The sequence below is a fragment of the Burkholderia sp. 28_3 genome (genome assembly GCF_003253915.1).
GTDB lineage: Bacteria > Pseudomonadota > Gammaproteobacteria > Burkholderiales > Burkholderiaceae > Burkholderia > Burkholderia cenocepacia.
Genome location: NZ_QKZF01000003.1, coordinates 292702 through 316517 on the forward strand (window position 1 = coordinate 292702; position 23816 = coordinate 316517).

At 68.5% G+C, this 23816-nt stretch carries 22 protein-coding genes; 10 read left to right on the forward strand and 12 right to left on the reverse strand.

The features are described from left to right. Nucleotide 1 precedes the first annotated feature (1 nt). A complete protein-coding gene (locus DFS13_RS09345; RefSeq protein ID WP_109341346.1) occupies nt 2–1567 on the forward strand; it encodes an efflux transporter outer membrane subunit in 1566 nt (521 codons plus the stop codon). Nucleotides 1568–1691: 124 nt separating this feature from the next. Then, complete coding sequence (locus tag DFS13_RS09350) at nt 1692–2720, forward strand: MerR family transcriptional regulator (protein ID WP_034201736.1); 1029 nt, start codon at nt 1692–1694, stop codon at nt 2718–2720. Nucleotides 2721–2768: 48 nt separating this feature from the next. On the opposite strand, the gene DFS13_RS09355 is transcribed toward DFS13_RS09350, so the two are convergent. The 4 genes from DFS13_RS09355 to DFS13_RS09370 form a co-directional block, all read right to left on the reverse strand. After that, nucleotides 2769–3371 carry a hypothetical protein gene (locus DFS13_RS09355; RefSeq protein ID WP_241308601.1) on the reverse strand — a complete coding sequence of 201 codons (603 nt, stop codon included), beginning with the start codon at nt 3369–3371 and terminating at the stop codon, nt 2769–2771. 70 nt (nt 3372–3441) lie between these two features. After that, nucleotides 3442–3666 carry a helix-turn-helix transcriptional regulator gene (locus DFS13_RS09360; protein WP_006488139.1) on the reverse strand — a complete coding sequence of 75 codons (225 nt, stop codon included), beginning with the start codon at nt 3664–3666 and terminating at the stop codon, nt 3442–3444. Between the two features lie 8 nt (nt 3667–3674). Next, complete coding sequence (locus DFS13_RS09365; protein WP_006488126.1) at nt 3675–4235, reverse strand: DUF2975 domain-containing protein; 561 nt, start codon at nt 4233–4235, stop codon at nt 3675–3677. A 230-nt stretch (nt 4236–4465) separates the two neighbouring features. After that, nucleotides 4466–5848: a sigma-54-dependent Fis family transcriptional regulator gene (locus DFS13_RS09370; RefSeq protein ID WP_111441668.1), complete on the reverse strand. Its 1383-nt coding sequence runs from the start codon at nt 5846–5848 to the stop codon at nt 4466–4468. Between the two features lie 253 nt (nt 5849–6101). Between DFS13_RS09370 and DFS13_RS09375 the strand changes: the two genes are divergently transcribed. The 3 genes from DFS13_RS09375 to DFS13_RS09385 are packed head-to-tail and all read left to right on the forward strand — an operon-like array spanning nt 6102 to nt 9510. After that, nucleotides 6102–6986, forward strand: a complete 885-nt coding sequence (locus DFS13_RS09375; protein WP_062884505.1) for an MBL fold metallo-hydrolase — start codon at nt 6102–6104, stop codon at nt 6984–6986. Nucleotides 6987–7014: 28 nt separating this feature from the next. Continuing rightward, a complete protein-coding gene (locus tag DFS13_RS09380) occupies nt 7015–8685 on the forward strand; it encodes a bifunctional protein tyrosine phosphatase family protein/NAD(P)/FAD-dependent oxidoreductase (RefSeq protein WP_060210678.1) in 1671 nt (556 codons plus the stop codon). 18 nt (nt 8686–8703) lie between these two features. Beyond that, entirely contained in the window at nt 8704–9510 is an 807-nt protein-coding gene (locus tag DFS13_RS09385) for a sulfite exporter TauE/SafE family protein (RefSeq protein ID WP_111441669.1), read from the forward strand. 92 nt (nt 9511–9602) lie between these two features. Here DFS13_RS09385 and DFS13_RS09390 read toward each other — a convergent pair whose 3' ends face one another. From DFS13_RS09390 to DFS13_RS09405, 4 genes are all read right to left on the reverse strand, one after another. Further along, nucleotides 9603–10424, reverse strand: a complete 822-nt coding sequence (locus tag DFS13_RS09390) for an ABC transporter permease subunit (protein ID WP_006497202.1) — start codon at nt 10422–10424, stop codon at nt 9603–9605. Next, nucleotides 10421–11347: an ABC transporter permease subunit gene (locus tag DFS13_RS09395; protein ID WP_006488137.1), complete on the reverse strand. Its 927-nt coding sequence runs from the start codon at nt 11345–11347 to the stop codon at nt 10421–10423. The genes DFS13_RS09390 and DFS13_RS09395 overlap by 4 nt, the downstream gene beginning before the upstream one ends. Beyond that, nucleotides 11344–12504, reverse strand: a complete 1161-nt coding sequence (locus DFS13_RS09400; RefSeq protein ID WP_006488129.1) for an ABC transporter ATP-binding protein — start codon at nt 12502–12504, stop codon at nt 11344–11346. Before DFS13_RS09400 ends, DFS13_RS09395 begins: the two co-directional genes overlap by 4 nt. Before the next feature lie 86 nt (nt 12505–12590). Continuing rightward, a complete protein-coding gene (locus DFS13_RS09405; protein ID WP_006497200.1) occupies nt 12591–13685 on the reverse strand; it encodes a polyamine ABC transporter substrate-binding protein in 1095 nt (364 codons plus the stop codon). Between the two features lie 419 nt (nt 13686–14104). Between DFS13_RS09405 and DFS13_RS09410 the strand changes: the two genes are divergently transcribed. The 4 genes from DFS13_RS09410 to DFS13_RS09425 all read left to right on the forward strand — a co-directional run bounded on the left by DFS13_RS09410 (nt 14105) and on the right by DFS13_RS09425 (nt 18910). After that, nucleotides 14105–14308, forward strand: coding sequence for a DUF1289 domain-containing protein (locus DFS13_RS09410; RefSeq protein WP_006493160.1), 204 nt, complete (start codon nt 14105–14107; stop codon nt 14306–14308). 590 nt (nt 14309–14898) lie between these two features. Continuing rightward, nucleotides 14899–15579 (forward strand): DUF1120 domain-containing protein, encoded by a 681-nt coding sequence (locus tag DFS13_RS09415; protein WP_006488135.1) that lies wholly within the window; start codon nt 14899–14901, stop codon nt 15577–15579. Nucleotides 15580–15693: 114 nt separating this feature from the next. Continuing rightward, on the forward strand, nt 15694–16431 hold the full coding sequence (locus DFS13_RS09420) for a fimbria/pilus chaperone family protein (RefSeq protein WP_006488154.1): 738 nt from the start codon (nt 15694–15696) through the stop codon (nt 16429–16431). Nucleotides 16432–16459: 28 nt separating this feature from the next. Then, nucleotides 16460–18910, forward strand: a complete 2451-nt coding sequence (locus tag DFS13_RS09425) for a fimbria/pilus outer membrane usher protein (protein ID WP_111441670.1) — start codon at nt 16460–16462, stop codon at nt 18908–18910. Nucleotides 18911–18970: 60 nt separating this feature from the next. Here the strand turns inward: DFS13_RS09425 and DFS13_RS09430 are convergent, their stop codons facing one another. The 3 genes from DFS13_RS09430 to DFS13_RS09440 form a co-directional block, all read right to left on the reverse strand. Next, complete coding sequence (locus tag DFS13_RS09430; protein WP_006488120.1) at nt 18971–19609, reverse strand: OmpW family protein; 639 nt, start codon at nt 19607–19609, stop codon at nt 18971–18973. Between the two features lie 65 nt (nt 19610–19674). Next, complete coding sequence (locus tag DFS13_RS09435) at nt 19675–20865, reverse strand: nitronate monooxygenase family protein (RefSeq protein WP_006497197.1); 1191 nt, start codon at nt 20863–20865, stop codon at nt 19675–19677. 123 nt (nt 20866–20988) lie between these two features. Continuing rightward, nucleotides 20989–22425 carry an aldehyde dehydrogenase family protein gene (locus DFS13_RS09440; RefSeq protein WP_111441671.1) on the reverse strand — a complete coding sequence of 479 codons (1437 nt, stop codon included), beginning with the start codon at nt 22423–22425 and terminating at the stop codon, nt 20989–20991. Between the two features lie 268 nt (nt 22426–22693). Here DFS13_RS09440 and DFS13_RS09445 point away from each other — a divergent pair, with 268 nt between their 5' ends. Then, a complete protein-coding gene (locus DFS13_RS09445; RefSeq protein WP_006488152.1) occupies nt 22694–23059 on the forward strand; it encodes a hypothetical protein in 366 nt (121 codons plus the stop codon). A 151-nt stretch (nt 23060–23210) separates the two neighbouring features. On the opposite strand, the gene DFS13_RS09450 is transcribed toward DFS13_RS09445, so the two are convergent. Next, nucleotides 23211–23699: a DUF2501 domain-containing protein gene (locus tag DFS13_RS09450; RefSeq protein WP_006493163.1), complete on the reverse strand. Its 489-nt coding sequence runs from the start codon at nt 23697–23699 to the stop codon at nt 23211–23213. Between the last annotated feature and the right edge of the window lie 117 nt (nt 23700–23816).

The window sequence follows — 23816 nt, forward strand, 5'->3', positions numbered from 1 at the left end:
CATGGATCGATCGATGACCCTGAAAACGAAAGCCGCACGCGCGCTCGCGGTGGCGAGCATCGCCGCCCCGCTCGCGGGCTGCGCATGGTTCGCGCCGAGCGGCGAGCCGCCCGCGATGCCGGCGCCCGCGCACTACGGCGCCGCGCCGCAAGTCCAGCAGACCGTGTCCGCGCACGGCGTCGCGCAGCAGTTCGAGGTCGGCGCGCAGCCGGTGCCGGACTGGTGGAGGCAGTACCGTTCCGACGCGCTGAACGCGCTCGTCGACGAAGGGCTGCGCAACAGCCCGACGCTGAGCGCGGCGTCGCATTCGCTGGATGCCGCGCGCGAACAGTTGCGTGGGCAGATCGGCAGCTCGATGCTGCCGTCGATCGACGCGGGCGGCCAGGCCACGCGCCAGCGCGCGCTCGGCGTGCCGATTCCCGCGCTCGGCGCGCCGACGCTGCTGTACGACACGTTCGTCGGGCAATTGCAGGCGAGCTATACGGTCGACCTGTTCGGCGTGTCGCGCTTCGCGAACCGCGCGCTCGCGAAACGCGTCGACGTCAGCGCGTTCCAGCTCGAATCCGCGCGGCGCGCGCTGGCCGCGAACATCGTCACCGCGTCGATCACCGTGTCGGTGCTCAATGCGCAGATCGACACGACCGAGCGGCTCGTCGCGCTCGCGAACGACCAGGCGCACGACGCCGAGCGCCGCCACGCGCTCGGTTCGGCCTCGCGCGGCGACGCGCTGAACGCCCGGCAAAGCGCCGACACGTTCGCGGCGAGCCTGCCCGCGCTGCGCCAGCAGCGCGACTCGGCCCGCCATGCGCTCGCGGTGCTGGTCGGCCGCACGCCCGACCGGCCGCCGGCCGATCTCGCGCTCACCGATCTGCACCTGCCCGAGCAGGTGCCCGTCGTCGTGCCGTCGGACCTGCTGCGAAGCCGCCCGGACATCCAGGCCGCCGACGCGGGGCTGAAGGCCGCCGCCGCCGAAGTGGGCCTCGCGACCGCGCAGATGTTTCCGCAACTGTCGCTGTCGGCGGCGATGGGCAAAGGCGGCTTCAGCTGGCCGGCGATGCTGTCGGGCGCCGGCGCGATCTGGAACGTTGGCGCGTCGCTGAGCCAGCCGATCTTTCACGGCGGCGCGCTGCTCGCCCAGCGCCGCGCGGCGAAGGCGACCTACGAGGCCGCGGTCGACCAGTACAAGCAGGCGGTGCTCGGCGCGTTCCAGAACGTCGCCGATTCGCTCGCGGCGCTCGAGCACGACGCGGAGGCGCTCGATGCGTCGTCGCGCGCCGCGCTGTCCGCGCGGGGCGCGTACGACGACGCGGCGGCTCGCGTGCGGCTCGGCGCGCTGCCGCCGTCGGCCGCGCGCGCGAGCGAGTTGCAGTACCGCAATGCGCGGCTCGACGAGATTCGGGCGACCGGCGCCCGGTTCGCGGATACCGCGCGGCTGTACCAGGCGATGGGCACGCCGCCGGCCGACACCGGCGACAAGTCCGCTGAAACCGGCCACGCGGCCGGCGACGGCACGGCCGGCACGCAGGCACGCGCCGCCACGCCCGCGGCCGCCCCTTCGGCGCAATAACCGGCCCCTTCGATCGGACGCGCGTACGGATTCCCGACACGCGCGTCCGATCGCCGATCTTCCGCTTGACCCTCACGTAGCGTAACGTTCGAGACTCCAGTGTGCGCACCGAACGGAGGAACGAATGCGGCTGAAAGTGGGAGAACTGGCGAAACGCAGCGGGCTGACCGTCCGCACGCTTCATCACTATCACGCAATCGGCCTGCTGACGCCTTCGGCGCGCGCCGACAACGGCTACCGGCTGTACGACCGCGACGACATCGCCCGGCTCCACCAGATCCAGGCACTGCGTCGCTTCGGACTGTCGCTCGCCGAAATCGGCGACTACCTGAACCGGCCCGGCACCCCGCTCGTCGATGTCGTCGCGAAACAGATCGCGTCGCTCGACCGCCAGCTCGCGCAAACCGCGCAGCTGCGCGAACGGCTCGTGAGCCTGCATGCGCAGCTCACGGCGGGCACCGAGCCGGAACTGGCCGATTGGCTCACCACACTGGAGTTGATGACCGTGTACGACAAATATTTTTCCGAGGAAGAACTCGCGCGCCTGCCGATGTACCAGAAGAGCCAGGCGGGCGACGCGGAATGGATCGCGCTCGTTGCCGACGTGCGTGCGCTGCACGATGCGGGCGTGCCCGCCGAGGACGAGCGCGTCCGTGCGCTCGCCGCGCGCTGGATGGCGCTGCTGGTGCGCGACACGAACAACGATCCACGCTTGCTCGCGAAGCTGAACCTGATGCACGAGCACGAACCGTCGATGCAGTCGAAGATCGGCATTTCGACCGCGTTGCGCGACTATGTGCTGCGCGCTTCGTCGGAAACGAAGATGCGGCTCTTCGAGAAATACCTCACGCCGGACGAGATCCGCTTCATGCGCGCGCACTACGCCGAACGCTCGATGGAATGGCCGCAACTGATGGCCGACGTGCGCGACGCGATCGATGCGGGCACGCGGCCCGATTCGCCGCACGGCCGCGCGCTCGCGCAGCGCTGGCTCGAGCTGTTCTGCAGCTACGCGGGCCAGGATCCGGCCACGCATGCGAAATTCCGCCACGCGCTGATGAACGAGCCGGCGCTGACGAAGGATTCGTGGACCGACGACACGCTGCTCGGTTTCGTGCGCGAAGCGATGGCGCAGCTGGCGCCGGCGCGCTGATCGCATGATTCGCGCGGGCGGCACATGGATTCCCGTGTGCCGCCCGTTTCACCATTGGCAGCCGGTATCGCGAACCGCGTCCAGCGCGAGCATCGGCAACGCGAGCAGGCCTGCACCCGCGTACGCATGCCGGCAATCGGCACGACGCGCGCTCGATATCCCGTCGGCCAGCTGTGCATCGACGGTGCGACGACGCGGCGCCGCGCCGCCCGACGATGCGCCCAACGCGCCGACCGCCGCCTGCGCCGGACTGCGCGCCGCGCGTTGCCGTGCACCGATCGCGTCCAGATCGCGACGCCAGTCGAGATCGGCGCTTGCAGCGGTGGCCGGAGGGCCATCGCGTGCGGCCGCGCTTGAGCCGGCGCGGGTTTCGCTTGGCCTGCGCGACGTACCCGGCGCATCCGGAGACGAACGCGCCGCCCTACGCGCATCCGCCACCGCCGCGGAACGTTTCGCCGATTGTCCGGTGCCGCGCCTGCCCGGGCTCGGGCCGGCCCGCCCGACCTCGCGTGCGATCACCGCGGGCGCCGGTCGCGCGGGAATCCACTCGACACGCAGCGCGATCCGCGGCTTCTCGCCGGTGTTCGGGCCGGCCGGCCGCGGCGCCCATTGCAGCACGAACCATCCGGCCACGTGGATCGATACGGACACCGCGACGGCCAGCGCAACCACGCGCGACCGACGGCGCCCGCCCGCATCGACGCGCCGCGTGCGCGCTGCGTCAGTCGGGCTCGCCGCCGCCGTCATCGCTGAACGCGAGCAGGTCGCCCGGCTGGCAGTCGAGATAACGGCAGATCGCCTCGAGCGTCGCGAAGCGGATGCCCTTGACCTTCCCCTGCTTGAGCAGCGACAGATTCTGTTCGGTGATGCCGACGGCTGCCGCCAGATCCTTCGAGCGGACCTTGCGCGTCGCGAGCATCACGTCGAGCTTGACTACGATCGTCATCGCGCGCCTCAGACGAATTGCCGATGCTCGGCGTCGAGCTCGCTCGCCTGCCGGAGAATGTGCGCGATGACCGCAATGCACGCGGCGGTGAACAACGCGACCACGTACGGCAGGGTGAAACCGACGCTGACCACCCGATGGCCGACCGGTTCGCGCAGCGTCGCCCACACGCTCAGCAGCGGCTCGCACAGCAGGCTCAGCACCACCCACAGGCCGATCGCCCGCCCCGTCTTGCCGAGGTGGCCAGCCGCCTGTGCGGAGAAATAGTCGCGCCGCGCATAGGTGCGGAACAGCGCGCGCAGATGCCGCAGGCCGTTTGCAAGCGCGACGAGCGGCACGCTCGACAGCACGATGCCGACCGCCTTCTGCCACCACGGGAACGCGGCGACATCCACATGCAGGTTGGAGAGCACCGAATCCGTGAGGCCGAAGACGAAGCCGGGCCCCGAGGCCGCGCTCAGCGACGGAAACAGCCAGCACGCGGCGTTGAGCACCAGCATGCAGAAGATGAATCCCAGCGTGACGGTGGCCATCCGCTGGCTGATACGGGCGATGCGATCGGAATGCATGACGTCTCCTCGACGACGAATGAACGAGCGTCGATTGTACGTCGATAATTATCGTAAAACGATAATTAATTGTTGTTCCGTTGTGATTTTTTATCGCGAAGCGTGTTTGACTCGTACCGCCCCGCCCGTATCGCGCGCAACGGACCGAGCGCCGGCCCGGTCGTAGCGCACCGTCCAGTCGGGGTGGGGCAAGGCCGCGTGCCGCTGCCCGCCGCGCGCGACCTGCCCGTTCAGCGCTCGCGCGTGCCGAGGCCGAGCGCCTTCATCCGCCGGTACAGCGTCCGTTCGCTCAATCCGAGCTGCTCGGCCAGCGCCTTGCGCGTGCCGGCGAACGTGCGCGCAATACGGACCAGCTCCGCATCCGACACGCCGCGCGCGTCCGCCGCCTGCGCCTGCGGCGCCGCCGCTGCCGCGACGAGCTCGGCCGGCAGATGCTCGACGCGGATCGTCCCGTCATCGGCGAACAGGCACGCACGTTCCAGCACGTTGCGCAGCTCGCGGATGTTGCCGGGCCATGCATATGCGTCGAGGCACGCACGGGCGCGCTCGGTCAGCACGAACGGCCGCGCATGTGCGTCGCCCGCGTTGCCGCGCGCGTTCGCGATCCGCCGCAGGATCGATTCGGCCAGCAGCGCGACGTCGCCCCGTCGTTCGCGCAGTGCCGGCAGCGGAATCGGAAACGCGTTGATCCGGTAATAGAGGTCCTGCCGGAACCGGCCGTCGTCGATCATCTCGCGCAGCGGCTTGTGCGTGGCCGCGACGAGCCGGAAATCGGCGCGCAGCGCCTCGACCCCGCCGACGCGCCGGAACGTGCCCGATTCGATCAGCCGCAGCAGCTTCACCTGCATCGGCAACGGCACGTCGCCGATCTCGTCGAGAAACAGCGTGCCGCCCTGCGCGGTTTCGACGAGGCCCGGCTTGCGCTGGTTCGCGCCCGTGAACGCGCCCTTCTCGTAGCCGAACAGCTCGCTCTCGAACAGCGTCTCGGCGATCCCGGAGCAATCGACGACGACGAACGGCCCCATCGCGCGATCGCTCGCCTCGTGCAGCGCGCGTGCGAACAGCTCCTTGCCGGTGCCCGATTCGCCGAGCAGCAGCACCGGCAGCGTCGACGGCGCGACGCGCTGCAGCGCGCCGAGCGCCGCGTTGAACGCGTCCGCGCCGCCGACGAGCCCTTCCGCGCTCGGCTGCGCGGACGCGCTGCGCACCGTCGTCAGCCGCTCCACGTACGCGATCACGTCGCCGTCCGCGTCGAAGATCGGCCGCAGCTCGACGTCGACGTGTTCGGGGCCGCGCGGCGTGTGATGGATGTGCAGCACGCGGTTCAGCCCGCGCGACTCGAGCGCCTGCTTCATCGGGCAATGCTCGCCGGCCTGGTCGCACGGCACGTCATAGTGATGCGACACCTGGAAGCAATGCCGGCCGACGTGCTCGACGCCGGCTACACCGAACTGGCGCCGGTACGCATCGTTCGCCGCGAGGATGCGGTAGTCGGGATCGACCACGATCATCGGCTGCGGGTCCTGCTCGAGATACGCGACGAGCGCGCGGACGTCCGGCATCGCGTCGCGGCGCGGTGCGGGAACGATCGGAATGGTGTCGTGCGGAGGCATGCGGAAGCTCGCTCGGCGAAGGGATGCCCGGACGGACTGCCAGGCTGACTGCCAATTCTGCCACGACACTGCCAGTTATGGCAGTCCTGGTCTGCCACCAGATGCCGCCGTTTCGTCCACCGGGCCGCCACCGCGCCGAAAAACCGAGCCGAATCAAGTCCCTGCCACATCGGCCGGCGCCGCGCGGCCGGCTGGCACGCTTCTTGAGGTAAAGATCGCGATTGCAGATGCAGAACCCGATCGAGGACACCCCGTGAGCAACGCCCCCGCCCTGTCGGTCGAAGGCTTTTTCGACCCGGCCACCCACACCGTCAGCTATCTCCTGCTCGATACGGCGAGCCGCGCGTGCGCGCTGATCGACAGCGTGCTCGACTACGATCCGAAATCCGGCCGCACGCGCACCGCCAGCGCCGACCGGCTGATCGCGCGCGTCGCCGAACTCGGCGCGACCGTGCACTGGCTGCTGGAGACGCACGTGCACGCCGACCACCTGTCGGCCGCGCCGTACCTGAAAGCACAGGTCGGCGGCCAGATCGCGATCGGTTCGCACGTGCGCCGCGTGCAGCACGTGTTCGGCACGCTGTTCAACGCGGGGCCGGGCTTCGCGCAAGACGGTCGCCAGTTCGACCGGCTCGTCGACGACGGCGACACGCTCGCGCTCGGCGCCCTGACGATCCGCGCGCTGCACACGCCGGGCCACACGCCCGCCTGCATGACCTACTGCGTCGACGACGCGACGCAGCGCGCGGCGTTCGTCGGCGACACGCTGTTCATGCCCGACTACGGCACCGCGCGCTGCGACTTCCCCGGCGGCGACGCGCGCACGCTGTACCGCTCGATCGCACGCGTGCTCGCGCTGCCGCCCGACACGCGCCTGTATCTGTGCCACGACTACCAGCCGGGCGGGCGCGACGTGCAGTTCGTGACGACCGTCGCCGAGCAGCGCCGCGCGAACGTGCACGTGAAGGACGGCGTGAGCGAGGACGATTTCGTCGCGATGCGCACCGCGCGCGACGCGACGCTCGACATGCCCGTGCTGATGCTGCCGTCGGTGCAGGTCAACATGCGCGCCGGCCACCTGCCCGAGCCCGAGAACAACGGCGTGCGCTACCTGAAGATTCCGCTCGACGCGATCTGAGCGCCCGCACCCCACCGAGAACTCCGACATGACCAACATCCGCAAGCTGACCGACGCGCTGTCGGTCTCGCCGCAGATCGCGGCGGCCGACCTGCCCGCGCTTCACGCGGCGGGCATCCGCGCGATCATCTGCAACCGGCCCGACGGCGAAGGCGCCGACCAGCCGACCGTCACAGAGATCCGCGCGGCCGCCGCGCCGCTCGGCATCGACGTGCATTACCTGCCGGTCGATACCGGCAAGGTGACCGACGACCAGGCCGCGCAATTCGGCGCGCTGGTCGCGTCGCTCGACGGGCCCGTGCTCGCGTACTGCCGCAGCGGCACGCGCTCGGCCACGCTGTGGGCGCTGTCGCAGGCGGGGCTGCGCCCGCTGGACGACCTCGTCGCCACCGCCGGCGCGGCCGGCTACGACCTGAGCGCCCTTGCATCGCGTATCGCGCAGGACAGCCGCCAGAGCACGCCCGCCGTGGACGCACGGCACGACATCGTGATCGTCGGCGCGGGTGCCGCCGGCATCGCGGTCGCGTCGAGCCTGCTCGCGCGCGACGCGTCGCTCGACATCGCGGTGATCGATCCCGCCGACGTCCACTATTACCAGCCCGGCTGGACGATGGTCGGCGCGGGCGTGTTCCAGCCCGGGACCACCGCGCGGCCGATGACCGACGTGCTGCCGCGCGGCGTGCAGCGCATCCGCGCCGCGGTCGCGGGCTTCGAGCCCGACGCGCACGCGGTCGTGCTCGACGGCTGCCGGCGCATCGGCTATCGCAAGCTCGTCGTGTGCCCGGGGCTCAAGCTCGACTGGCACGCGATCGACGGCCTCGCCGACACGCTCGGCCGCAACGGCGTCACGTCGAACTACCGCTACGATCTCGCGCCGTACACGTGGGAACTCGTGCGCGCGTTCCGCGGCGGCAATGCGCTCTTCACGCAGCCGCCGATGCCGATCAAGTGCGCGGGCGCGCCGCAAAAGGCGATGTACCTGTCGTGCGATCACTGGCGGCGCACGGGGCGCCTCGACGCCGCGAACGTCGAATTCCTGAATGCGGGTGGCGCGCTGTTCGGCGTCGCCGACTACGTACCCGCGCTGATGGAGTACGTGAAAAGCTACGACATCGCGCTGTCGTTCGGCCACAACCTCGTCGCGATCGACGGGCCCGCGCGCCGCGCGACGTTCTCGCGCGCACTGCCGGACGGCGGCAAGGAAACCGTCGAGCGGTCGTTCGACATGATCCACGTGGTGCCGCCGCAGAAGGCGCCCGACTTCGTGCGCGCGAGCCCGCTCGCCGACGCGGCCGGCTGGATCGACGTCGATCCGGCGACGCTGCGGCACAAGCAGTTTGCCGACATCTATGCGCTCGGCGACGTCACCAACACGACCAATGCGAAAACCGCCGCGGCCGCCCGCAAGCAGGCGCCCGTCGTCGCGCACAATCTGCTCGCGTCGCTCGGCCGCGCGCACGGCGACGCCGCCTACGACGGCTACGGCTCGTGCCCGCTCACCGTCGAGCGCGGCAAGATCGTGCTCGCCGAATTCCTGTACGGCGGCAAGGTCGCGCCGACCTTCCCCGCCTGGCTGATCGACGGCAAGCGCCCGTCGCGGCTCGCGTGGCTGCTCAAGGAGCGCGTGCTGCCGCCGCTCTACTGGAAGGCGATGCTCAAGGGCCGCGAATGGCTCGCGAAGCCCGCGATCGCAGGTTGACCGGAGCGCGATGACGTCATGCTGATTTCCCTCGTACTCGGCGGCTTCGTGGGCGCCGTGCTCGGCCTGACCGGCGCCGGCGGCGGCATTCTCGCGGTGCCCGCGCTCGTCGTCGGGATGAGCTGGCCGATGCAGCAGGCCACGCCCGTCGCGCTCGTCGCGGTGGCCGGCAGCGCCGCGCTCGGTGCGCTCGAAGGCTTTCGCCGCGGGCTCGTGCGCTACCGCGCGGCGTTGCTGATGGCGGTGGCCGGCGTGCCGCTGACCACCCTCGGCGTGCGGCTCGCGCACGTGCTGCCGCAGCGCCTGCTGCTCACGCTGTTCGCGCTGACGATGCTGGTCGTCGCCGGCCGCCTGCTGCGACAGGCGCTGCGGCGGGTCGCGGCGGATGCCGACGCGTCACCGCTGTGCGTCGGCCGCATCAACCCCGACACCGGCCGGCTCGTGTGGTCGTGGCCCGTGGGCATCGCGCTGGCATCGACCGGCGCGGTCACCGGCCTGATGACGGGATTGCTCGGCGTCGGCGGCGGCTTCGTGATCGTGCCGATGCTGCGCAAGTTCACGAACGTGTCGATGCACGGGGTGGTCGCGACGTCGCTGATGGTGATCGCGCTGGTCGGCACGGGCGGCATGCTCGCGACGCTCGTGTCCGGCACGCGCGCGCCGCTCGACGTGACGCTGTGGTTCACCGTCGCGACCGCGCTCGGCATGGCCGCCGGCCGCGGCGCGTCGCGCCACCTCGCCGCGCGGCACGTGCAGGCCGGTTTCGCGGCCGTGCTCGTGTGCGTCGCGCTCGGGCTGCTGGCCAAGGCTGCGTTCGGCGGATAAACCCAGGCGACGTCACGCGCCGCCAAAACGAAACGCCCGGGCCGACTCGTCGTCGGCACCGGGCGTTTTTCATAACGGCCGCAATCGGCGCGTCAGGCCGCGAACCCCGCCATCCGCTTGCGTTCCTGACGCAGCATCACGAAGTTCGCGATCACGACGCCGGCCGTCACCGCGATGATGAACAGCGTCGCGAGCGCGTTCATCTCCGGGTTCAGCCCGAGGCGCACGCGCGAGAACACGACGAGCGGCAACGTCGTCGAGCCGGGGCCCGACAGGAACGCCGACAGCACGAGGTCGTCGATCGACAGCGTGAACGACAGCAGCCAGCCGGCGATCAGCGCCTGCGAGATCAGCGGCAGCGTGATCGTGAAGAACACCTTCAGCGGCGTCGCGCCGAGATCGAGCGCGGCCTCTTCCAGCGACGGGTTCAGCTCGCGCACGCGCGACTGCACGATGATCGCGACGTACGAGATGCACAGCATCACGTGGCCGAGCCAGATCGTGAACACGCCGCGCTCGGCCGGCCAGCCGATCCACTTCGCGAGCTCGATGAACAGCAGCAGCAGCGAGATCCCCTGGATCACCTCGGGAATCACGAGCGGCGCGTTGATCATCCCGCTGAACAGCGCGAAGCCGCGAAAGCGCCCCATCCGCGCGAGCACGAAGCCGGCCCACGTGCCGATGAACACCGACGCGAACGCGGTCAGCACGCCGATCTTCAGCGACAGCCACGCGGCCGTCAGCAGCTCGTCGTCCTCGGCGAGCGCCGCGTACCAGCGGAACGAGAAGCCCGACCACACGGTGACGAGCTTCGACTCGTTGAACGAATAGACGATCAGGCTGATGATCGGGACGTACAGGAACGCAAAGCCGACGAACAGCGCCGCGAACTGCAGGTAGCGATTCGGCTTCATCGACGCCCCCCCTGTTCCTTCGCCTGGAAGTGCTGGAACATCGCCATCGGCACGAGCAGCAGCAACACCATCGCACAGGTCACGGCCGACGCCATCGGCCAGTCCGCGTTGTTGAAGAACTCGTTCCACATCACGCGGCCGATCATCAGCGTATTCGCGCCGCCAAGCAGCTCCGGAATCACGTACTCGCCGACCGCCGGGATGAACACCAGCAGGCAGCCCGCGATGATCCCGTTCTTCGACAGCGGCAGCGTGATCTGCACGAACGCCTTCCACGGTTTCGCGCCGAGGTCGTACGCGGCTTCGAGCAGGCGCAGGTCCATCTTCACGAGGTGCGCGTAGAGCGGCATCACGAGGAACGGCAGGTACGAATACACCATCCCGATGTATACGGCGTAGTTGGTGCGGTACAGCTCGATCGGCGTATGCGTGAGCCCGATCCACATCAGGAAGTTGTTCAGCAGGCCGTTGTTCTTCAGGATGCCGATCCACGCATACACGCGGATCAGGAACGACGTCCAGAACGGCAGCATCACGCCCATCATCAGCAGGTTGCGGGTGGCCGGGTTCGAGCGCGCGATGTAGTACGCCATCGGATAGCCGAGCAGCAGGCACAGCAGCGTCGTGATCGCGGCGACCCACACCGAGTTCACGTAGGTCGCGAAATACAGGCTGTCCGTGAACAGGAACGCGTAGTGCGACAGGTTCAGCGCGATGTGCACGACGCCGTCCGCGTACGACGCAAGCTCCGTATACGGCGGGATGCCGAGCTGCAGCTCCGCGAAGCTGATCTTCACGACCAGCACGAACGGCACGAGGAAGAACAGCACGAGCCACGTGAACGGCCCGGCGACGACCGCCGTCGCGCCCGTCAGGTTGAAGCGCCGCACCGGCCACTCGAGCAGGGACTTGAACGCGTTCATGACGTCAGCACCACGCCGGCGGTCGCGCTCCAGCGCACGTAGATCTCGTCGCCGAGCGCCGGCGTGTCGAGTTCCGAAATCGCGAGGCTCGACACGTTCGCGATCACCGTCTTGCCGCCATCGAGCTTCACGTGATACAGCGAATAGCCGCCCATGTACGCGACGTTGCTGATCCGGCCGCGCGCCCAGTTGAACGCGCCTTCGGGCGGCTTGCGCGTGAGCGCGATCCGCTCGGGGCGCACCGACACCGTGACCGGCATCCCGAGCGGGCCGGAGATGCCATGGCTCACGTACAGCCGGCTCGGCAGTTCCGGCGATTCGATGTACACGTGATCGGGTTCGTCCTCGACCGTCACGCCGTCGAACAGGTTCGTCGAGCCGATGAATTCGGCCGAGAAGCGGCTGTTCGGGTATTCGTACACTTCGTTCGGCGAGCCGATCTGGACGATCTGGCCTTCGCTCATCACCGCGAGGCGGTTCGCCATCGTCATCGCCTCTTCCTGATCGTGCGTGACCATGATGCAGGTGACGCCGACCTTGTTCAGGATGTTGACGAGCTCGATCTGCGTGCGCTGGCGGATCTGCTTGTCGAGCGCGGACATCGGCTCGTCGAGCAGCAGCAGCTTCGGGCGCTTGACCAGCGAACGCGCGAGCGCGACGCGCTGCTGCTGGCCGCCGGAGAGTTGATGCGGCTTGCGCTTCGCATACTTGCCCATCTGCACGAGTTCGAGCGCGGACGCGACGCGCGCCTTCAGCTCGGCCTTCGGCGTGCCTTCCTGCTTCAGCCCGAACGCGACGTTCGACTCGACCGACATGTGCGGGAACAGCGCATACGACTGGAACATCATGTTCACGGGCCGCTTGTACGGCGGCATCTGCGCGAGGTCCTCGCCGTCGATCAGGATCTTGCCCGACGTGACCGTCTCGAGGCCCGCGAGCATCCGCAGCAACGTCGACTTGCCGCAGCCCGAGCTGCCGAGCAGCGCGAACAGCTCGCCCTGGCGCACGGTCAGGTTGACGCTGCGCACGGCTTCGGTGTCGCCGAATTTCTTGACGACGTCGACGATCTGGACAAAGTTCTCGGCGCGCGCATCGGCGCCGGAGGAGGAAACGGAGAACGGCGCGCCCGCGACCGGCGCGCCCGACTGGCTATTCATGATGTGCTGCTTCTCTCCTGCGTTAGACGAACAAAGCCCCCGGGGGCACCAGGGGCTTCATGACTGCTGATTCACTTCGGCTCGCGTCAGCGGCCCGACTTCAGCTCGGTCCACAGACGCGTCTGCAGACGCTGGATTTCAGGCGGCAGCGGCTTGAGCAGGAACAGCGTCTTCACGACGTCGGCCGGCGGGTAGACGGCCGGGTCGTTCGCGACGTCGGGCCGCACGTACTTGCGTGCCTCGGCATTGGCGCTCGGGTAGTACACCGCGTTGGTGATCGCCGCGTGCACCTTCGGATCCTCGATGTAGTTGATCCACTGCAGCGCGGCTTCCTTGTTCTTCGCATCCTTCGGGATCGCCATCACGTCGAACCACACCGGCGCGCCGCCCTTAGGAATGTAGTACTCGACCTTGTACGGCTTCTTCGCCTCGATCGCGCGATGCTTCGCGATCACGACGTCGCCCGACCAGCCGAACGCGAAGCAGATGTCGCCGCCGACCAGGTCGTTGATGTAGCCCGACGAGTTGAATTGCGTGATGTACGGACGGATCTTCTTCAGCACGTCCATCGCGGCCTTGTAGTCGGCCGGGTTCGTGCTCATCGGATCCTTGCCGATGTAGTGCAGCGTCGCCGCGAACATCTGGTCGGGCGCGTCGAGCACCGACACGCCGCAGGTCTTCAGCTTCGCGAGGTTTTCCGGCTTGAACAGGATGTCCCAGTTGTCGAGCGGCACCTTGCCGAGCGCCTGCTGCGCCTTCGTCAGGTTGTATGCGAGGCCGGTCGTACCGTACGCCCAGGGCACCGAGTACTTGTTGCCCGGGTCCGCGCCGGCGACGAGCGCCATCAGTTGCGGATCGAGGTACTTGAGGTTCGGCAGCTTCGACTTGTCGAGCGGCGCGAAGATGCCGGCGGCGATCTGCTTGCCCGCGTAGTTGCTGGTCGGCACGACGATGTCGTAGCCCGAGCTGCCGGTCAGCAGCTTCGCCTGCAGCGTGTCGTCGCTGTCGTAGTTGTCGTAGCGGACCTTGACGCCCGTCTGCTTCTCGAAGTTCGGGATCGTGTCCTTCGCAATGTAGTCCGACCAGTTATAGACATTGAGCTGCGTATCCTTCGCCGCTGCCGCCGATGCACCCACGCACAGCGCGAGCGCTGCGAACCGGCCCACTACCTTTGCTTTCATCCCGTTCTCCCTCCGGCCGGACGCACTGCCCGGCTGCCGTCTGCCTCGTCATGGCGGCGCATTCGGGCGCGCCGCCCCTCGAAAACCCCGAAAACTACCATCATTCGCGCCCCGTCACAAAAAAATCATGCCGGTGTCGCGCAAACGGAACAGATTACCGCCGCCGGCCCGTCGGGCCGCCCGCGCGGCGGGGCGTTCCGGGGGAATTCTATCGGGTAATCGACGGCTGTCCACCCGGAAAAACGGACAGCGGCGAACCCGCGTTCGCATGCCCGGCGTGCCCGCCCGGCGCCCGCAGGCAACGCCCGGCCGTACTGTCCCGCTGCCGCGCCGGGACAGCATGCCGGCGCGAGCGTCCGGCCGGGCCGCCGCGATGCATTAAAATGGCGGCTGACGATTCAACTGCGCGAACCCTCCCGATGGCCTCCAATCTTCACGACCTCCCCGACAGCCCCTGCATCGGCGTGTGCTCGACGCTCTTCGACGAAGTCTGCAAGGGCTGCGGCCGCACGGCCGCCGAAGTGTCGAACTGGGTGTTCCTGAGCGACGACGAAAAGCGCGCGGTGTGGGAACGCATCACGCGCGAAGGCACCGCGATGCGCTTCCAGTACGACAAGCTGTAAAGCGTCCCGCGTCGGCGCAGGCCGACGCGATGCGAACGATCGGGCAGCGCCGTCCGCTCACACGCCGCTCGCTCGCCCCCCGGCCGACTTCATCCGGCCAGCCTCCCTGCCCGCCTTCGCTGTTACACCGCCGCGCACCGACGCGACACCTTCCCTCTCTCCCCGCTCTTCCCGCTGCCGACGTACGCGACGTCCGCAATGACGTCACGCGTCCGCCGTCCCGAGCCGCCAATGCCGACCGCTCGGTGCGAACCGTTGGGCACTTCGTTCGTCAACATCGTCGGCGCACGTCGATTCCATATCGCTTCATCGTCGCCGAAGTTTAAAAATATCTAATCTGACATTCTTAACAATTAAAACACCGGTTTTCCGCACGAAAATCGAATTCCCCTCCCGACCAAAACTGGAAATCTCATAAAAAATATCCTCGAAAATTTGTACAAGTCCGATTTCTTTTCGGAAATCGAGTTGATAAATTTCCTCCGCTCATCGGAAATAACCGCGAGCAAGTTTCATTTCATTAATCCAGACAAACCCGGATCGCCGAATCCATTTTCGGCATTCCGGATTGCCACCAGGAACACGTCCAGATGAAATTCGTTAAGATGACGAACCAGGCCTCGCGCCTCGTGATTGCAGGCCTGCTCGCATGGGGCACCACCGCGGCTTTCGCCGACACGTTCGACGTCAAGGTCACCGGCACGGTCAAGCCCGGCGCGTGCACGCCGACGCTGGCCGGCGGCGGCACGTTCGATTACGGGCTGATCGGCTCGGCCCAACTCAGCCCGACCGCGCCCACGCTGCTCGCGATCCTGTCGGATTCGATCACGATCACCTGCGACGCCGCCGCGCGCGTCGCATTGACGGCGCAGGATAATCGCGCCGGCACCGGCGCCCTTTCCGGCAATATCAATTTCTTCGGCATGTCGAAATCGGATAATGTTCAATTCGGCCTCGGCACGGCCAGCGGCAAGAATATCGGCGGCTTTGCATTCCGTTTCCGGAAGAATTCGTTCCAGGCCGACGGCGCGGCCGTCGATTCGATTTATTCGAGCACCAAGGGCACCACCTGGACGGCTTCCGACGGCGTGGTCGACAACACCGGCGGCTACGAATCGTGGGCCAAGAAAGGCCAGACCGTGCCGGTCGCGGCGAAGGTGTTCTCCGGCACGCTCGACGTGCAGGCCGCGATCGACAAGACGTCGAATCTCGACCTCAGCCAGGAAATCAATCTCGACGGCCTCGCCACCGTGTCCCTCGTGTACCTGTAATGCCGGTACGCGTCGTGCCATTGATTGACTCGATCGCCTGACAGGCGTCGACCGCGCCGCCGCTTCACGAAGCGGCGGCGCGACACACGCTTGCGCCAACAGCCAGCCGGTTCCATGACCCTCCCAGCCCTCCATTTCCCGCGGTTTTTCCCGCTCGCCCTGCTCGCCGGTTGCCTGCTCGGCCCGGCCGCCGTTCACGCGATGGGCGTCGTGCCCGAAACGTCGGTCGTGATCGTCGACGAAGCCGACGGCGAAGGCACGATCTCGGTCAAGAACACCGACGATCACCCGACGCTGCTGCATACGACGATCGAACCGATTCCCGAAGACGACGCCGTGCTCGTGGTCGTGACCCCGCCGATCGCGCGAGTCGAAGGCGGTGCGGTGCAGCTCGTCCGGTTCGTCCTCGCCAGCGACGCACCGCTCGCCACACAGCGCCTCGCCCGCGCGTCGTTCTCGGGCATTCCGCCGCAGCGTCCGGGCCGCAACGAGATCCGGACGATCATCCGCCAGAACCTGCCCGTGCTGATCCAGCCGCGCGATCTCGCGCGCAACGACGCACCGTGGACGTTGTTGAAGTGGTCGGTCGAAGGCGGCGAACTGGTCGTGCGCAACGACAGTCGCTACGTGGTACGCCTCGAACAGAAAGTGCAGCTGCTTCCGACCCGGCAGATCGTGTCGCTGCCGGCGCCGTACGTGCTGGCCGGGCAAACCCGCCGGATCGCGCTCGCCGAGCGTCCCGCAACGCTCGAACAGGTACGAATCTTCCCGGCCACCGTCTATGGCTACTCGGTCGATCACTACGACGCGGCGCTCGCGCCCCGTGCGGCCGATGCGGCCTCGCACCGGTAGACCGCACGGCATCGTTTTCGGACCGTCCATGTCGCGCACCGCTCATCGCCGAAACGCACTGCTCGCGCTCGGGCTGTACGTCGGCGCGGGCAGCGCGCCGTGCGCCGCGCCGGCCGGCCCCGCACACCCGTCGACCGACGCGCTCGAATTCGACGCAGGCGCGTTGCGCGAGCACGGTATCGACGCCACGACCAGCCGCTATTTCGCGCACGCACCGCGCTTCATGCCGGGTCTCTCGGCCGTCCGGCTGACGGTCAACGGCCGGCGCGCCGGCCGTGCCGATGCGCGTTTCGACACCGACGGCAACCTGTGCGTCACGCCCGAGCTGTTGCGTGCGGCCGGCCTCATCGCGCCCGACACGTTCCGCGACGCGACCGCCTGCCACGATTACCGGCGCGCGTATCCGCAGGCGATCGTCACGTTGCGCCCGGCCGACGGCGCGATCGATTTCGTCGTACCGGCCGACGCCCTCGATACGCGCCCGCGCACGCCGGATACGTTCGCACGCGGCGGTCTCGCCGGCCTGGTCAACTACGACGTGCTTGCGATGACGACACGCAATCAGGCCGGCACGTCGCAGTACTGGCAGGCCTCGACCGAGGCCGGATTCAACGCATCGGACTGGATCGTGCGCAGCAGCCAGATCGTCACATCGGTGGACGGCCGCGTGGGCGTCGAGCATCAGGCGGCTTACGCGCAGCGCACCTTCGCCGCGCGCGGCACGACGCTGCAGGCCGGGCAGATCGTTCCGCAATCGACGCTGTTCACGGTGGGCCGGATGTTCGGCGTGCAGACGTTTCCCGACGAAGCGCTGGCCGCCGCGCCCGGCGCCGCTGCCCGGGTGACCGGGATCGCTCGGACGCAGGCACGCGTGGAGGTGCGCCAGCTCGGCGTGCTGATCCACGCGTCGCAGGTGCCGCCCGGACCGTTTTCGCTGGGCGACCTGCCGCTCGTCAGCGGCGCCGCGGATCTCGACGTGACGGTGGTCGAGGCAACCGGCGGCGTTCAGCACTTCGTCGTGCCGGGCGCGTCGCTGCCCGGCGCCGGGCTCGCGGCGGCGCAAGGGCTGGCGATCGCCGTCGGCCGCCTGCAGAACGACGGATACGCGCAAGCGCCGTGGCTCGCGACCGCCACGCGCGGCTGGCAGATCCGGCAGCGTGCGCGGCTGAGCGCCGGCATCCTCGCGTCGTCGCCGTTGCAGTCGGGCGCCGCGCGCGTCGAATTCGCGCCGCTTGCCGGGCTCGGTGCGGCCGTCGGCATCGACGTCAGCCGCACCGCCGCCCGACGCGGCACCCAGGCCCGCATCGCATTGGCGAACACGCTCGACACGGCGCTGCGCGCCAGTCTGTCGTTCGTGCGACGCACGCCCGGATACCGGGAGCTGACCGACGCCGTCCGGTCGCTGGACGCCTTCACGCCACCCTCGCATACCCAGTTCGCGACCACACTCGGCTGGCACGATCGCGCACTCGGCGCGCTGTCGTTCGACTACACGCGCGTCGGGCTGTTCGACGGCCCCGCGCTGCAGCGCGTGTCCGGCACGTGGACGCGTCCGTTCGGACGCGCATCGGTCGCGCTGAACGTGAACCGCACGCTCGGCAGCCGCGGCGCGGGCGGCACCCAGGTCTACGTGAACATGAGCGTGCCGATCGGCCGTCGCAACGTCGGCACCTATGCGAACCTCGACGGCCATGCGGTGCGTTCCGGCGCACGCTACGCCGACACGTTCGGCCGTACCGGCCACTACAGCGTCGCGGCCGACTACGACACCGCGAGCCGGTCGCCGTCGATCCGCGCGAGCGTCAGCGCGACGCCGAACCATGCGCGCGCCACCGTCAACGTGGGCGTGTTCGGCGCCGGCCGCTCGATGCTCAGCGTCAACCTGCGCGGCGCGCTCGCGTGGATCGATGGCGCCGGCATGCTGTCGCCGTATGCGATTCGCGACACGTTCGCGCTCGCGCGCGTCGGCGAACAGCCGGGCATCGAACTCGCGACGCCGTCCGGCCCGGTCTGGACCGATCGGCGCGGCCGGGCCGTCATCGCGTCGCTGCCCGCATACGCGCAAACCTTCATCCGGATCAGGACGAAAGACCTGCCGCGCAATATCGATCTGAAGAACGGCATGCAGACCGTCGAAGCAGGTCGCGGCTCGGTGAGCCGTGTCGAATTCGCCGTCGAGACGACGCGGCGCGTGTTGCTGACCGTGACGCAAGCGAACGGCGCGGCGTTGCCGGTGCTGTCGACCGTCATCGACGACGACGACCGGTTCGTGACCGTATCCGCGAGCGCGGGCAAGCTGCTGCTCGCGGGCGCGCAGTTGAGCATGCCGCTGCGCGTCGTGCTGCCGAACGGCCAGCACTGTCGGCTGACGATCGCACTGCCGGACCAGCCGCCCGTCACGACGCGCTACTACGAGCGGGCCGACGCGCGCTGCGAGCCGGAGCCGGAGCCCGATACCGCCCGCGACGCCCGCACATAAAAAAAGCGGCATGCCGACCGCCATGCCGCCAACCCCAACTCTGTTCTTGTTCCGTCGCGTCTAGAACTTCATCCCGACGCCCACGCCGACGATCAGCGGATCGATGTGCAGCGTGCCGATGCCCTTGTCGCCCAGCGTCGCATCGGTGCTCATCCAGATCTTCTTCACGTCGACGTTCATGAACACCTTCTTCGTCAGCTGCACGTCCACGCCGAACTGCAGCGCGGGGCCGAAGCTGCTCTTGTTGATCGACACGCCCTCACCGCCGACGTTGAGCCCGTTGTTGTAGAAATACGTGTAGTTCAACCCGGCGCCGACGTACGGGCGCACCTTGCCCGCATGGTTGAAGTGATACTGCAGCAGCAGTGTCGGCGGCAGCACGCCCACGCCGCCGAGATTGCCGAGACTCGACGTCAACTGATGCCGCGACGTGCCGAGGATCAGCTCGACGCCGAGGTAGTCGCGGATCATGTACGTGAAGTCGAGCTCGGGCACGATCGCGTTGTTCACGCCCGTGTTGATCGCGCCGAGCGTATCGCTCGCGCGCTCGTTCGGCTGGATGCTGATCGCGCGAAGCCGAACCAGTACGTCACCCTGATGGATGCCGTCGCCCGGCGACGCCGCGTGCGACAGCGACGGCATCGCGATGGTGGCCGCGACGGCGGCAGCGGTGACACAAGTTCGAATCGTTTTATGCATGGTACGGACCCCCAAAGAATGGTTTCCATTCTCCCTGTAGGGTCTTTTCGTCATCTTGATATTGGTCAAGCCAGCGTAAACGTGGGACGGTTTGCCGCAGGCTCGGTCGCACTGCCAGTCAGCAGCAGGTCGAGCAGATCGCGCACACTGCGGATCGCGCGGCCGAACGGCAACGCCTCCCGGCCGCGGAAGAACAGCCCGTTCGCGACATCGCCGCGCAGCGCGGCCGCGAGCCGCGTATCGATGCAGAAGTGGCCGAATTTCTCGATGCCGTCGCGCAAGCCGCATACGCTCAGGCATTCGAGCGCGGTCGGGCAGCGCTGCTTCAGCGCGCCGAGCTTGGTGCGAATGCGTGTCTCGTTGCGCAGGTAACGATCGAGCCACGGCGTCTTCACCGCGCGTGCCGGCAGCCCCGTCACGCTGACGAATTCGACGATGTCGTCGGGCGTCGCATCGGCGAGCACGCGCTTGAAATGCGGATGCGCATCGCCTTCCTCGGTCACCGCGAACGGCGTCCCGACCTGCACGCCGTCCGCGCCCGCCGCGAACGCCGCGCGCACCGTATCGTGACTGTTGATCCCGCCGGCCACGATCAGCGGGATCGTGTCGCGGGCGATGCCGAGCGACGCCATCACCTGCGCGGTCTCGTCGAGCACGCGCGCGAAATCGAAACGAGCGTCGTGCATGTCGTCGATCTGCGTAACGCCGAGGTGGCCGCCCGCGTGCGCCGGATGCTCGATCACGATCGCGTCGGGCAGGCGCCCCTTCTTCATCCACTTCTTCAGCACCAGCGCGATCCCGCGGCTGTCCGACAGGATCGGGATCAGCGCGATGTCGTGCCCGTGCGTGAGGTCGGGCAAGTCGAGCGGCAGACCCGCGCCCATCACGATCGCGTCGGCGCCCTCGTCGCACGCGACCCGCACGTAGTCCGCATGCGCGCTCACCGCCTTCATCACGTTGACCGCGATCATCCCGCGCCCTTCGCTGTACGTTTTCGCGAGACGAATCTCGCGCGCGAGCGCGTCGAGGTTCGCCGTTTCGAGCGTCGCGCGATCGGGTTGCGCGCGGCAACGCTCGAGCAAATCCGCGTGATGGTGGCGCAGGTCGATGCTCGCGATCGTGCCGACCGCGCCTTCGCGCGCGACGCTGCCCGCCAGCCGGTGCGCGGAGATGCCGACGCCCATGCCGCCCTGCACGACGGGCAGCAAGGTGCGGCCGCGAATCGTCAGCGGCGGAAAGGAAGTGCGTACGGTCATCTGAAACCTCGTCGGAACATCGGAACCGCGATGATCGACGATCCACCGCCGCGCACCTTGACGGCCGTCAATAAAAAAACGGCACGCGAACGTGCCGTCTCCGGTTCGGGCCGCGCGCGGCGCTCAGGCCGGCTTGGCCGGCTTCAACTGCATCGACTTGTATTCGAGATACTCTTCGAGCCCGTACACGCCGTTCTCGCGGCCGTGCCCGGACTGCTTGAAGCCGCCGAACGGCGCGGCGCCGTTCCACGTGCCGCCGTTGATGTCGACCTGCCCGGTGCGGATGCGGCGCGCAACGCGCATCGCGCGTTCGTCGCTGCCGGCCCACACCGCGCCGCCGAGCCCGTACGGCGAATCGTTCGCGATCCGCACGGCTTCGTCTTCATCGCGATACGTGATGATCGACAGCACCGGCCCGAAGATCTCTTCCTGCGCGATCGTCGATTTCGGATCGACGCGGCCGAACACGGTCGGCTTCACGAAGAAGCCCTTCGCGAGCCCTTCCGGCAACCCGGTGCCGCCCGTCACGAGTTCCGCGCCTTCGTCGATCCCGCGCTGGATGTACGCCTGCACGCGCTGCTGCTGCACGGCCGACGCCAGCGCGCCGAGGCGCGTCGCCTCCTGCCGCGGGTCGCCCGCGACGTACGTTTCGGCCACGGCCTTCGCGATCTCGCGCGCTTCGTCGTAGCGGGCTTCCGGCACCAGCATCCGCGTATGCGCGGAGCAGGTCTGGCCGGCGTTCAGGTAGCACGCGTTGACGGTGCCCTTCACCGCCGTCGCGAAATCGGCGTCGTCGAGGATCACCGATGCCGACTTGCCGCCGAGCTCCAGCGCGACGCGCTTGACGCCCGCGGCCGCCAGTTCGGCCACGCGCTTGCCCGCGCGCGTCGAGCCGGTGAACGACACCATGTCGACGTCCGGGTCGGTCGCCAACACCTCGCCGACGACCGGGCCATACCCGCACACGAGGTTGAACACGCCGGCCGGCAGCCCGGCCTCGTGGATCGCTTCGGCGAGCATGAACGCGTTGAGCGGCGCGACTTCGGACGACTTCAGCACCACCGTGCAGCCGGCCGCGAGCGCCGGCGCGACCTTCAGCGTGATCTGGTTGAGCGGGTAGTTCCACGGCGTGATCGCCGCGACGACGCCGACCGGCTCGCGCACCACCAGCGAATTGCCGACCCGGGCCTCGAATTCGAACGATTCGGCGAGCTTCGCGTACGCCTTCCAGTTGTAGATCGGGCCGCCGACCTGGATCGCGCGCGACAGCTTGATCGGCATGCCGACTTCGCCGGTGATCGACTGCGCGAGTTCCTCGCTGCGCGCCTGCAGATGCTCGACGATCTTGCGCAGATAACCCGCGCGCGTCGCGGCCGGCGTGGCCGCCCACGCGTCGAAGGCCGCGCGCGCCGCGCGGATCGCCTCCTGTGCGTCGGACGCGACGCCCTCGGGAATCCGGCCGATCACGGCTTCGGTGCCCGAGTCGATCACGTCGATCGTGCCGGTGCCGGCCGGTTTGCGCCATGCGCCGTCGATGTAGAACTGGTCGTAGATTTTCATCGTGTTCCGCCTCCAGGGAAGCCGCCATTCTAGCGAGCGTTTCGGTGACGGGTGTGACGAATGACAGCGATTCGAAAGGACCGTCGCCCCGTCGCGCCGGTGCTCCGCCGCCCGCCGCACACGGCCGGCGCGGCATCCGTCGGGTCGCCGCCACGTCAGCATCCGCCCGGGTGCGCGGCCGGGCCCGCATCGTGCTATGTTTTTGATATCGGCATCGGCCCATTGCGGCCGGCGCCGCCCGGAATCGACGCACTTCGTGAGCGCTGCCATGTCCGACGCATCCCATACCCTCGGCTCGCAAGACCGCCTGGAGCTGCTTTGCTGGCTCACCTGCGGCAACCTCGGCGCGTTTTACCTCAACGAATCATGGCCGGACGCCGCGTTCCAGGTGCAGGCCGCGCACCGCTGGCTCGACCGCCATCACCGCCAGGCCGACTGGCTGTCGGTCGCCAGGCTCGCAGCGCTCGCGCAGGACATCGCGAAGCGGCATGCGGGGTTCGTCGACGCGTCGTGGGCGCGCGACGCGGTCGAGGAAATCGTCGATACCGACGATCTCGACTATCGGGCCAAACTCGTGCAATGGGTGTACGAAGACTGCTGCAAGGCGCTCGCGGACAAGCGGCTGGCCGATTGAGCCGCGCGGACCGTGCCCGCGCCCGGGCCGCGGCATCGCCTGACGGGATACGCGCTGTTCGCCGTGACGAACGTCACGGCCGGAATGACTGCCGGGGCACGGCGCATGTGCGCCGCCCCGGCGCCGGCACGCGCAACGCGTGCCGATGCGTTTACAGCAGCGACTTGGCCTGCGTGAGCACCTTGTCGCAGATCTGCTTGGTCACCTGCTGCTTCAGGCCGCCGCCGCTCAGGTCGAGCTTGCTGCCGTTGCCTGCGTCGAGAATCCCGCTCGCACCGCTCGTATAGCCACTGTCGGACGACGCGGACGCGTTGCCGCCGAGCTTGCCGATCAGCGCGTCCTTCACCGACGCCGCGCCGCCGCCGGTCGCGCCGCCGAGATAGTTGTTCTGGATGCAGAACTGCAGCAGGCCCGCGACGTTGCCCGTGCTGCCCGGCATCAGCGACGCACCGCCGCCGCCCGTCAGCGCGCCGCCGAGGCCGCCGAGGTTGCCGAGCGCCCCGCCCGCGCTGCCGCCGGAATCACCGCCCCCGCCGACCTGTTTCAGGACGTCGCCCAGTTGCGCGTGGGCGACCGAAAACGGCGCGAGCAATCCGATCAGCGCGCCGGCAACGGTCGCGCGGTAAAGACGTGCATTCATGTAAAGCCTCCCGGTTGTGATTGCGTGAGTACCGCGAATCGCATCCAAGGATACTCAATCGACCGTGGCATGACAGCCTTCGACGCCGCGTGAAACGTCAGGCATCGTGATATCGCG